This is a genomic window from Aeromonas sp. 1HA1 (assembly GCF_029237385.1).
GTDB classification, from domain to species: Bacteria; Pseudomonadota; Gammaproteobacteria; order Enterobacterales; family Aeromonadaceae; genus Aeromonas; species Aeromonas popoffii.
On record NZ_JAACGC010000097.1, the window covers coordinates 1 to 11,244 of the forward strand.

The window sequence follows — 11,244 nt, forward strand, 5'->3', positions numbered from 1 at the left end:
GACCGACGACTCGGCGCTAAAAGTGGCGTTTCTCGCGATACAGCAGGCCGCCAAGAAATGGACCATGCCGATCCAGAATTGGAAGCTTGCCCTAAATCGTTTTATTATCGAATTCGGTGATCGCCTGAACGGTCACCTGTAATGGAGTGGGCAGTTACACAGAATTATTTACAGGCTCCAAAAAGGGCGTCCGATTTAACGTAACGCCCCCTTATGCGCAATTATTGCTAAATCAATCATCCGTTAGCATTTGAAGCATATTTATGTAAATAAGATGGTAATACTGCCTGCACCCAATTCCATTCTGCTCTGCTTAAGTAAGATCGAGCATCATTGCAAAATATTTGTCCGCTTGGATCTCCGTTCGCAACAGCCAAAGCCCCCCATATATACACTTTTCTATCATCACGAGGTACGATCTTTCCTTCGCGAAGGATAGCCGCCATGGCGGTCTGAGCACTAGGGTCACCACTCTCAGCAGCTCTTTGCACATCCGATGGTGACGCTTTACTCCAATCCTTAAGATCCTCGGAAGGAATTCTCTGATTAGAGACACATAACAACTTGTCACTCTTTAACTTTCTAGCAGCATCATCAGCCAATCGTGATACTGCTATCGACTGATTAACCTGTTTAAGTTTGTCGTGGAGTGCCTCTAAAGGCGCGGTTGAACAGGCCTGTAAAAAAATCAGAGTAAGAGCGGGTAGTGTGTGTGTAATTTTCATTAGTCGTCATCCCCGGAAATCAAACCAGTGCGATCTGTTTCATTAAAGTTAATTACCGTGCCTTTCATTATTATCAGCCCTTTAGCAAGAAGAAGAAAAAAGACCACGTCTGAACGGGTCTAATTCAGTTGACAGGCTACACCAGAAGAGGCTCATTTGAAACAAAAAAACAGCCAGTACAGGCATGCCTGTCAACCAACCGGCCTCACCAGTGCAAGTTGATGGGGAGCACTCAGCCGCTCGGCCAGATAGTCCACCAGCAGCCGCACTTTGGGGGAGAGGTGGCGGTTGTGGGGATAGAGGGCCCAGATCCCCTCCGCCGGCGCCCGCAGCTCGGGCAGCAGCTCGATAAGCTCCCCCCGCGCCAGATGGTCACTCACGTAGTAATCCGGCAGCTGGATAATGCCTATTCCCTTGAGCGCCGCATCCAGCAGGGCGTGACCGCTGTTGCACTGCAGCAGGCCGTGCACCCGCACGCTGTGGGGGTGAGCGTCCAGGGTGAAGTACCACTCGTCACTGTTGCCCACCAGACAGCGGTGGCGGGCCAGCTCGGAGAGGCTGTTGGGGATGCCGTGGCAGGCGGTGTAGGCCGGTGAGGCGCAGACATAGGGCACCCGCTGCGCCAGCTTGCGCGCCACCAGCGTCGAATCTTTGAGATGGCCGAGCCGGATCGCCAGATCGTAGCCTTCGTGCACCAGATCCAGCAGCTGATTGGTGAGGTTGAGGATCACCTCCAGCTGGGGGAAACGCACCATGAAGTCGTTCACCAGCGGGGCGATGCGGCTCTCGCCGTAGGAGACAGGCGCCGTGATGCGCAACGACCCTTGCGGCACCGCCTGATGGCGTCCCACCGCCAGCTCGGCTTCATAGAGGTTGTCCAGCAGCTGACGGCAGTGGCGGTAATAGATTTCGCCAAGCTCGGTGAGCCGCACCTGACGGGTGGTGCGCAGCAGCAGCTTGGCCTGCAGCCTGTCTTCCAGCTGTGCCACCTGACGGCTGACCTGGGCCACCGACACCCCCAGCTTGCGCGCCGCCGGAGTAAAGCCCCCCTGCTCCGCTACGCTGACAAATTCACAGATCCCTTCCCAGCCGAGCATTATTACCTGTGTGTAAAAGTGATTTGATATTTAGCCTTATTATCACCAAATAGAAGGGAAACTACACTGCATACCTGAGTTCATCTCTGTTCACCTACCGCAATAAGAAGGATGTCATTCATGGCACAGGTTCAAAGCATCAAGTGTAAAGCCGCCATCGCCTGGGGACCGGGCCAGCCCCTCTCCATCGAAGAAGTGGAGGTCATGCCGCCCCAGGCTGGTGAGGTGAGGGTACGCATCGTCGCCACCGGCGTCTGCCACACCGATGCCTTCACGCTGTCTGGTGAGGATCCGGAAGGGGTCTTCCCCTGCATCCTTGGCCACGAGGGGGGTGGCATCGTCGAGTCCATCGGCGAAGGGGTGACCAGCGTCAAGGTCGGCGATCACGTGATCCCGCTCTACACCCCCGAGTGCGGCGAGTGCAAATTCTGCAAATCCGGCAAGACCAACCTGTGCCAGAAGATCCGCGCCACCCAGGGCAAGGGACTGATGCCGGACGGCACCACCCGCTTCTCGAAAGATGGCCAGCCCATCTATCACTACATGGGCACCTCCACCTTCAGCGAATACACGGTACTGCCCGAGATCTCCATCGCCAAGGTGGACCCGGCCGCCCCGCTGGAAGAGGTCTGCTTGCTCGGCTGCGGCGTCACCACCGGCATCGGCGCCGTGATGAACACCGCCAAGGTGAAAGAGGGTGAGAGCGTCGCCATCTTCGGGCTGGGGGGCATAGGCCTCTCGGCGGTGATCGGTGCCCGTCTGGCCAAGGCTGGCCGGATCATCGCCATCGATATCAACGAGAGCAAGTTTGAACTGGCCCGCAAACTGGGCGCTACCGACTGCATCAACCCGAACGATTACGACAAACCGATTCAGGAGGTGATCGTCGAGCTGACCGATGGCGGCGTCGCCTTCTCGTTCGAGTGCATCGGCAACGTCAAGGTGATGCGGGCGGCGCTGGAGTGCTGCCACAAGGGCTGGGGCGAGTCGATCATCATAGGTGTGGCCGGTGCCGGTCAGGAGATCAGCACCCGTCCGTTCCAGCTGGTCACGGGCCGGGTCTGGCGCGGCAGCGCCTTTGGCGGGGTGCGTGGTCGCAGCGAACTGCCGAGCTATGTGCAGCGCTACATGCAGGGTGAGTTTCGCCTCGATGACTTCATCACCCACACCATGCCACTGGAGCAGATCAACGACGCCTTCGATCTGATGCACGAAGGCAAGAGCATCCGCACCGTCATCCACTACTGAGCATGATCACCCCGCCCACCTTCGTGGGCGGGGTGCAGGAGTCCTTCGATGAATCTGGAGATTATCAGCAGCAACAAGAGCTTCGGCGGCTGGCACAAGCGCTATCGCCACAGTGCCGGCCTGCTCGGCTGCGAGATGAATTTTTCTATCTATCTGCCGCCCCAGGCCCTCACCGGCCAGAAGGTGCCCGTGCTCTACTGGCTCAGCGGCCTCACCTGCACCGATGAAAACTTCATGCAGAAGGCGGGGGCACACCGCATCGCCGCCGAGCTGGGCATAGCCCTGGTGACGCCGGACACCAGCCCGCGCGGCGAAGGGATCCCGGACGATCCCGCTTACGATCTCGGCATGGGCGCCGGTTTTTATGTCAACGCCAGCCAGAGCCCCTGGCGCGATCACTACCAGATGTATGACTACGTCACCCGCGCACTGCCCGAACTCATCGAGACCCACTTCCCGGTCTCGACCCGGCGCGCCATCAGCGGCCACTCCATGGGTGGTCACGGCGCACTGATCGCCGCATTGCGGGAGCCGGGTCGCTATCGTTCGGTCTCGGCGTTCAGCCCCATCAGCCACCCGAGCCGCTGCGCCTGGGGCCAGAAGGCACTCGGTGCCTATCTCGGCCAAAATCCGCTGCTATGGCAGGAGTGGGACGCCTGCCAGCTGCTGCGCCACCAGCCAGTCACGCCACTGCCAACCCTGGTGGATGTGGGGCTGGACGACCCCTTCCTGGCCGAGCAGCTGCACATCGATGCGCTGGCAGAAGCCGCTGCCAGCAAGGGTTGGCCGCTGGAGCTCAACCGTCATGCCGGCTATGACCACAGCTACTACTTCGTGGCGAGCTTTATCGAGGCGCACCTGCGCTTTCACGCCCGCTATCTCTGATCGAGACAGGCCCGCCACGGGCCTGTCTCTTTTCTACGTTCGATGATTGGCTTGAGGCCAGCGGCTTCAACTGCCCTGGCGGGTCACGTCACCCGAGCCCGCGATCTTGCTCTCCAGCGTGGGATCACCCCAGTAGCTGACCGAACCGGATCCGGCGATGCCGACCTTGAGCCGCTCCCGGGCCCGCACCTCCACATTCCCGCTGCCCGCTATATTGACCTCAACCTTCTCACCCTTGAGATTGGCCCCCTGCACATCCCCGGAACCGGCGATGTTCAGCTTCATGGCGGTGGCCGAGCCATCACCCAGATCCAGATTGCCGGACCCCGAGATATTGCCTTCCAACCTGTTCAGCGCGAGCTTGCTGGCGACTATGTCGCCGCTGCCGGCCACCGACAATACCAGCTTGTCACCCTTGAAACCTTGCAGGTCGCCGCTGCCAGAATCCGTCAGTGCCAGTTCATGGAGTTGGGGCAAGGTGATAGTGAGGTCCAGCGGCTCGGTCGGTTCGAGTCGATAGCCCTCCTTGACCTCGATCTCCAGCTTGTCGCCCCGCTCGGTCAGCACCAGATAGGGCAGCAGGTTCTCCTGTCCCTTGATATGAATACCGCTCGCTTCCCCCACCACCAGATGAATATTGGCTGGCACCCCCGCCAATACCCGGGTCACCTGCTTGTCCATGGGCTGATGCTGCTCGATAACGGCCCCTTTCCCTGTCACCTTGGCCTCATCCAGCCAACTGCAGCCACTCAGTCCGACGGCCAATATCATTTCAATTATCAATGTCATCACCTCTATCCTGATTGTGGCCTGGCACACAAAGCCCTTTTAGAACCCAAACGTGGGAAAACATCGTGCAACAATATAAGCCAATGATTTTTATCTATTTTATAGAACTTCATTTATTGGCACAAACATAAAAGGAGTCATTCAGGCCACTCCTTGGTAAAGTTAACCATATCGACAGAGACAAATACCCGTCGATGTGTGGCTCGCATGCGGGGCCTGCCAAGCTGATGACCATAAAATTGTTAGTTGCCTCACCGACCGGTTGAGCCAATAGTCATACCTTGTGCGTATAGAGCTCTCCATCGCGGTAATGTATTTACCACTGTCTTGTCAGTTTTCACTGCCAGCAAGGAGTCACAGCGTGCCCCACGTCAGCACCCAGTTTTCTACCGACCTCGGCCTGCCTGAGCCGACTCGCACTCCGCTGCTGACCGGCAGCGATCCCGAGCAGAAGCGCCGTGAACTGCTCAGCTACTTCTGCCAGACCTTCGATCTCTATGACTCGCTGTTCGATTGTCTGGCTGACGAGCGCGCCTGGTTCAACAAGGCGATCCCGCTGCGCCATCCACTCATCTTTTATTACGGCCACACCGCCGCCTTCTGCATCAACAAGCTGCTGGCCGCGCGACTCATTGACTGTCGTATTGATGCACGTATCGAGGCCATGGTCGCCATCGGGGTGGACGAGATGAGCTGGGACGATCTGGACGAGACCCACTACGACTGGCCCAAAGTCGCCGAGCTAAGAAGCTACCGTGCCAAGGTGCGTGCCCGTGTCATTGACTTCATTCATCGTATGCCGCTAAGCCTGCCCATCGACTGGCAGAGCCCGGCCTGGGTCATCTTGATGGGGATAGAGCACGAGCGTATCCACCTCGAAACTTCCAGCGTGCTGATCCGCCAGCTGCCACTGGCCTGGGTACGACCCCGCCCCTATTGGCCCGCCTGCCCCCGGGGACGCCATCAGATGGCGGACGTGCCTGCCAACAGCCTGATACCCGTGGCAGGAGGTCATGTGCGCCTCGGCAAGCAAGATGCCACCTATGGTTGGGACAATGAATATGGTGAGCGCCACCTAGAAATCCCCCCCTTCAAGGCCAGCCGCATGCTGGTCAGCAATGCCGAGTATTTCGCGTTCGTGCAGGCAGGGGGTTATGACCAGCAGCAGTGGTGGGATGAGGAAGGTTGGGGCTGGTACCAGTATGCCAAAGCACGTATGCCCACCTTCTGGGTCGGCGATCCGGCCGAGCCCGAGCAACTGCAACTGCGGCTGATGACGGAGCGGGTGGCCATGCCCTGGGATTGGCCCGCCGAGGTCAATCAGCTGGAAGCCGCCGCCTTCTGTCGCTGGAAAGCGGCCCAGAGCGGACTGCCCATCCAGCTGCCGAGCGAGGGGGAGTGGGCCCTGCTGCGCAATCAGCTGGCGGGGGATCAGCCGGACTGGATCGATGCGCCCGGCAATATCAATCTGGCCCGCTTTGCCTCCCCCTGTGCGGTAGATACCTGGCCACAGGGTGACTTCTTCGATCTGGTAGGCAACGTCTGGCAGTGGACCAGCACCGCCATCGATGGCTTCGACGGCTTTCACATCCACCCGCTCTACGACGACTTCTCCACCCCGACCTTTGATGGCAAACACACTCTCATCAAGGGCGGTAGCTGGATCAGCACAGGCAACGAAGCGCTCAAATCGTCCCGTTATGCCTTTCGCCGCCACTTCTTCCAGCATGCGGGCTTCCGCTATCTGGTCTCACGTTATCAGGAATCCGTCATAGTGAATCCTTATGAAACCGACACGCTCGTAGCACAATACCTCGACTTCCAGTACGGCCCGCCCCACTTCGGGGTCGCCAACTACGCCAAAACCCTGGCCGATCTTGCCAGTGAGCTGTGCGGCAACCACCAGCGGGCGCTGGATATCGGCTGCGCCACCGGCCGCGCCAGCTTCGAACTGGCCCGCCACTTCCAGCATGTAGACGGGGTGGACTACTCGGCCCGCTTCATCGACGTGGCACTCACCCTCGCCAGCCAGGACAGCTTCCGCTATGCGGTACCACTGGAGGGCGAACTGGTGGAGTATTGCGAGGCGCGCCTGTCGAGCCATGGCCTGGGGGCGAGCGAGATCGAACGCATCCACTTCAGTCAGGGGGATGCCTGCAACCTCAAACCCAAGTACGACCACTACGATCTGGTGCTCGCCGCCAACCTGATCGACCGGCTGCGCGAACCGGCCCGCTTCCTGCGCGACATAGCCCCCCGGCTGCGCAGCGGCGGCCTGCTGGTACTCACCAGCCCTTACACCTGGCTGGCCGACTACACCCCCAAGGCCAACTGGCTCGGCGGCATCCGTGAAAATGGCGAGGCCCTCAGCACCTATCAAGCGCTGCAACGGCTGCTCGCGGCAGAGTTCGAGGAGCTCTGCCCGCCCCGGGATGTCCCCTTCGTCATCCGCGAGACAGCCCGCAAATACCAGCATACGGTGGCGCAACTGACCGTCTGGCGTAAGCGCTAGCTCGCGCGTCGGCAAGCAGATGAAAAGAGGGAGGCCAACTGGCCTCCCTCTGGTTATGGCTGCAAAAACGGCGAGTGTATCAACTCCCCTGCGCGTGGTAGCGGCGGGCCAGCACGGCGCAGACCATCAGCTGGATCTGGTGGAAGATCATCAGCGGCAACACCATGACGCCGACGCTGGCAGCCGGGAACATGACGTTGGCCATCGGCACCCCGTTGGCCAGACTCTTCTTGGAGCCGCAGAAGACGATGGTGATCTCGTCCGCCTTGTCGAACCCGAGCCGGCGGCTGATCCAGACATTCCAGCAGAGCACCAGCGCCAGCAAGACGCAGCTGAGCAGCACGATACTGGCCAGATCGTACCAGCCTACTTTGTGCCAAATCCCCTGCACCACCGCCTCGCTGAAGGCAACATAGACCACCAGCAGGATGGAGCTCTGATCCAGCTTGCCAATCAGCGGACGATGGCTGTCGACCCAGCCGCCGATGAGCGGGCGCGACAAATGGCCCACCACAAACGGCAGCATCAGCTGCATCATGATGGCCTGAATGGAGTGCCAGGTGTCGATCCCCTCACCCTGCACATGGATCATCATCCCCACCAGCAGCGGCGAGAGGAAGATGCCGAGGATGCTTGAGGCCGAGGCGCTGCATACCGCCGCCGACACATTCCCCCCTGCCATCGAGGTGAAGGCGATAGCCGACTGCACGGTGGCAGGCAGGGCACAGAGGTAGAGGAAGCCAAGGTAGATAGCGGGGCTCAGCCACTGGGGCACCAGCGGAGTGAGCAGCAACCCGAGCAGCGGAAACAGCACAAAGGTACTGAGCATCACCACCAGATGCAGCCGCCAGTGGCCCAGCCCCGCCAGCAGGTTCTGGCGCGACAGCTTGGCGCCGTGCATGAAAAACAAGAGCGCCACCGCCAGCTTGGTCAGCAGACCAAACCAGACGGCCACCTGCCCCTCGCAGGGAAAAAAGGAGGCCAGGGCGACCACCGCAATCAGCACAGAAGTAAAGGGATCCAGACGCACGGGGAGTCTCCGTCAGAGGGCATCCTGCCTCCGTGGCGGAAGTCAGGAACGGGGAGGACAAAAAACACAACAGGAGGTGTCTGGCACCCCCCGTTGAAACGAACCACGAGCTTACCCCGATAACAGAGAGGCGCAACGTTGAGCGTTGGTAAATTGTTCATCAACGTTTGATATCAGGGGCCTGCGATAGGTTGATGTTGACGATCGGGTGGAATAGCTGACGCCATCGGCACACGGGGCTGCAACAGCACGCCCTGGTTCTCGTCCGGGGTCTCGGCGCAGAGCAACATGCACTCACGCACCTCGCCAACCAGCCACTCGCGGTCTGTGGTGTCGTCGTAGCCCTGCTCGACCTGCAGCTCGTTCTTGGCAGCCCACTCCACCGTCTCTGCCCCTTCCAGGTAGTAGTGAACGTCGAAGTAACGACGCTGCCCCTCGAACAATGAGGTGGCCGGGCTGGCCCCCTCCTGCAAGCGGTAGGTGAGAGAATCACCGATGGAGTGGCAGATACCGGGCTTGAGGTTGCCACGGGCGATGGGCAGCCGGGTCGGGCCGATCGCCTTGCAGCGTTGGTACATGGCTCTGATGCCGGACTCGTTGCCCAGCGACCAGATGATGATGGAGGGGTGGTTCTTATGGGCGTGCACTTGGCGCTCGATGCGATCCACGAACACCGGCTCCCAGAAGGGGGCGTCGGTAATGCGGCTGAGAGCGCCGACGTTGGCGAAACCGTGGGTCTCCACGTCGGTCTCCGCCATCACGAACAGACCGTACTGGTCGCACAGCTCGTAGAAGCACGGGTCATTCGGGTAGTGGGCGGTGCGCACCGAGTTGAGGTTGTGCTGCTTCATCAGCACGATGTCGCGTTCAACACGGTCCATACCGACCGCGCGGCTCTTGAGGTGGTCGTTATCATGACGGTTCACCCCGTGCAGCTTGAGGTAGTGGCCGTTGACGTAGAAGAGGCCATCTTTGACCCTGATTTCACGCACCCGACCCGCTGCAAGATCACTTCCAGCAGCTCGCCCTGACCGTTGTAGAGGGAGAGTTGCAGCTGATAGAGGTAAGGATCCTCGGCACTCCACAGATGGGGATTGGCCAGATCCAATGTGAAGCGGCAGTCGCACTTGCTGTCGATGGCAAGATGATCGAGAGAGCCGCTGGCGATCTCTCTGTCCTGATCCAGCAGCGACCAGACCAGACGATGATCACCGGCAGCCGCCCCCAGATTTTCTAGCTGGATGTCGCAGCTCAGAGTGGCGCTCTGGCTGGCAATCTGATTGCCATCGGCCAGAGCGGTGCGGATGGTGAAGGAAAGGTGCCGCACCACCGCGAGATGGTGCCGCTAAAACAGACGTTATTTTACTAAAGTTAGCGTGTAGTGCCACGCAGGGTCAGGCGACTCGGCACCAGTACCCGGAGGGGAATATCACGCTCGTCACGCAGCCGTTCGACCAGCAGATTGACTCCCTGGGAGCCCATCAATTCGGAGTGGATCCGCACCGTGGAGAGCGGCGGGAAGGTGAACTTTGCAGTGGGAATATCGTTGACGCTGATCAGCTCGATCTGCTGGGGAATGGCCAATCCCCTCTCGTGGATGGCACGCAGCACGCCGATGGCAATGGAGTCGGAGGCGACAAACAACGCCTTGGGCCAATCCCCTGCCAGCATCTCTTTTGCCAACCGATAGCCGGAAGCACTGGAGAAATCGCCGCGATAGAGATCGCTCTCCTGCACCACGCCCAGTCGCTTGCCATAATCCCGGAAAGCCAGCTCACGCAGGTCCGGATTCTCATCCTGTCCGCCGATATAGCCGATACGCTGGTGCCCCTGAGCAATAAAGTAATCAACCACTTGCTGGCTGATCAGGGCGAGATCCACGTCGACCGAGTCGAACTCCTCCATTGCCCGGCCATCGACAAAGACCAGCATGTTAGAGCAGGTTCGCAGCTGCGCCAGACGCTCGGCAGAGAGGCTTCCCACCACCAGGATGCCGTCCACCTCGGTCAGCTCGCTCCCTTCACCACTGTTGTAGAGGTGAGTCAGCTCGATATTGAGGCGGGCACTCTGGGTCTCGATGCCATAGCGAATGGCGAGATAGTAGGGATCGTTGACCTCGGTACTCTGCGGATAGGAGTAGACCACCAGAAAGTGCAGCTTGCTCTTGTGAACCCCCTTGCGAGCACTGCTGGTCTTGTACTCCAGCCGTTCGGCAATCTCGAAGATCCGCTGCTTGGTCTCTTCCTTGACGCTCAGGCTGGGATCCTCGTTCAGTACCCGGGATAGCGTAGCGAGCGACACCCCCGCCTCCTGTGCAATTTCCTTCAACGTAGCCATCAATACCTCTCTGGCAGCATCACGTGTTAATCAGTAACGGCTAAAGAGTAACGGGCAATCCCTTGATAGCCCAGCATTTTTACTAAAATGCCGGGAGCAAAGCCAAGGCAGATTCTGGAACGCACAAATGCAAAAAGGCCTCCCGAATGGGAGGCCTCTTCTAAATAGGAGCCTGACAGTGTCCTACTCTCGCATGGCGAATGCCACACTACCATCGGCGCTACCGCGTTTCACTTCTGAGTTCGGCATGGGATCAGGTGGTTCCACGGCGCTATTGCCGTCAGGCAAAAAGCGTTAAAACTAACTTAAAACTGGTGCTGATACCCAGAGTCGAACTGGGGACCTCATCCTTACCAAGGATGCGCTCTACCAACTGAGCCATATCAGCACACTAACCGGTAAAGACCGCACTGCGTGCGTTATCTAAATCTTCTGTCCAACACAACCTGACGTTGTATCGCGACCAACCACATCGCTGTAGTTGCTTAATTGAAGCCTGGCAGTGTCCTACTCTCGCATGGCGAATGCCACACTACCATCGGCGCTACCGCGTTTCACTTCTGAGTTCGGCATGGGATCAGGTGGTTCCACGGCGCTATGGCCGCCAGGCAAATTCTTAAT

9 protein-coding genes, 1 tRNA gene, 2 rRNA genes and 1 pseudogene are annotated in these 11,244 nt (G+C 59.2%); 3 read left to right on the forward strand and 10 right to left on the reverse strand.

What is annotated here, in order from left to right; all coding sequences use genetic code 11:
- Positions 1 to 236: 236 nt before the first annotated feature.
- Complete coding sequence (locus GWQ22_RS19585) at positions 237 to 725, reverse strand: hypothetical protein (protein WP_275931370.1); 489 nt, start codon at positions 723 to 725, stop codon at positions 237 to 239.
- A gap of 191 nt (positions 726 to 916) precedes the next feature.
- On the reverse strand, positions 917 to 1,822 hold the full coding sequence (locus GWQ22_RS19590; RefSeq protein ID WP_275931371.1) for a LysR substrate-binding domain-containing protein: 906 nt from the start codon (positions 1,820 to 1,822) through the stop codon (positions 917 to 919).
- 120 nt (positions 1,823 to 1,942) lie between these two features.
- On the opposite strand from GWQ22_RS19590, the gene GWQ22_RS19595 reads away from it, so the two are divergent.
- Together GWQ22_RS19595 and fghA are read left to right on the forward strand one after the other, a co-directional pair.
- The gene (locus GWQ22_RS19595) at positions 1,943 to 3,070 is read left to right on the forward strand and encodes an S-(hydroxymethyl)glutathione dehydrogenase/class III alcohol dehydrogenase (RefSeq protein ID WP_275931372.1); all 1,128 of its coding nucleotides are present in this window, start codon (positions 1,943 to 1,945) and stop codon (positions 3,068 to 3,070) included.
- Positions 3,071 to 3,118: 48 nt separating this feature from the next.
- Complete coding sequence (gene fghA / locus GWQ22_RS19600) at positions 3,119 to 3,955, forward strand: S-formylglutathione hydrolase (protein ID WP_275931373.1); 837 nt, start codon at positions 3,119 to 3,121, stop codon at positions 3,953 to 3,955.
- A gap of 66 nt (positions 3,956 to 4,021) precedes the next feature.
- Here the strand turns inward: fghA and GWQ22_RS19605 are convergent, their stop codons facing one another.
- Positions 4,022 to 4,744, reverse strand: a complete 723-nt coding sequence (locus GWQ22_RS19605; protein WP_108537569.1) for a head GIN domain-containing protein — start codon at positions 4,742 to 4,744, stop codon at positions 4,022 to 4,024.
- Between the two features lie 310 nt (positions 4,745 to 5,054).
- On the opposite strand from GWQ22_RS19605, the gene ovoA reads away from it, so the two are divergent.
- Positions 5,055 to 7,256, forward strand: a complete 2,202-nt coding sequence (gene ovoA, locus GWQ22_RS19610; RefSeq protein WP_275931374.1) for a 5-histidylcysteine sulfoxide synthase — start codon at positions 5,055 to 5,057, stop codon at positions 7,254 to 7,256.
- Between the two features lie 79 nt (positions 7,257 to 7,335).
- On the opposite strand, the gene GWQ22_RS19615 is transcribed toward ovoA, so the two are convergent.
- The 7 genes and pseudogenes from GWQ22_RS19615 to rrf (GWQ22_RS19645) form a co-directional block, all read right to left on the reverse strand.
- Positions 7,336 to 8,286 carry a bile acid:sodium symporter family protein gene (locus tag GWQ22_RS19615; protein ID WP_042033985.1) on the reverse strand — a complete coding sequence of 317 codons (951 nt, stop codon included), beginning with the start codon at positions 8,284 to 8,286 and terminating at the stop codon, positions 7,336 to 7,338.
- Between the two features lie 173 nt (positions 8,287 to 8,459).
- Entirely contained in the window at positions 8,460 to 8,843 is a 384-nt protein-coding gene (locus GWQ22_RS19620) for a YhcH/YjgK/YiaL family protein (protein WP_275931376.1), read from the reverse strand.
- Positions 8,826 to 9,607, reverse strand: a pseudogene (locus GWQ22_RS19625) (glycoside hydrolase family 2 TIM barrel-domain containing protein); the annotation flags it as partial. The pseudogene GWQ22_RS19625 and the gene GWQ22_RS19620, both read right to left, overlap by 18 nt.
- A 50-nt stretch (positions 9,608 to 9,657) precedes the next feature.
- Positions 9,658 to 10,623: a transcriptional regulator EbgR gene (gene ebgR, locus GWQ22_RS19630; protein WP_275931375.1), complete on the reverse strand. Its 966-nt coding sequence runs from the start codon at positions 10,621 to 10,623 to the stop codon at positions 9,658 to 9,660.
- Between the two features lie 170 nt (positions 10,624 to 10,793).
- Positions 10,794 to 10,908: ribosomal RNA gene (gene rrf / locus GWQ22_RS19635) — 5S ribosomal RNA — on the reverse strand.
- Positions 10,909 to 10,935: 27 nt separating this feature from the next.
- Positions 10,936 to 11,011: transfer RNA gene (locus GWQ22_RS19640), tRNA-Thr, on the reverse strand.
- Between the two features lie 106 nt (positions 11,012 to 11,117).
- Positions 11,118 to 11,232, reverse strand: a 5S ribosomal RNA gene (gene rrf / locus GWQ22_RS19645).
- Between the last annotated feature and the right edge of the window lie 12 nt (positions 11,233 to 11,244).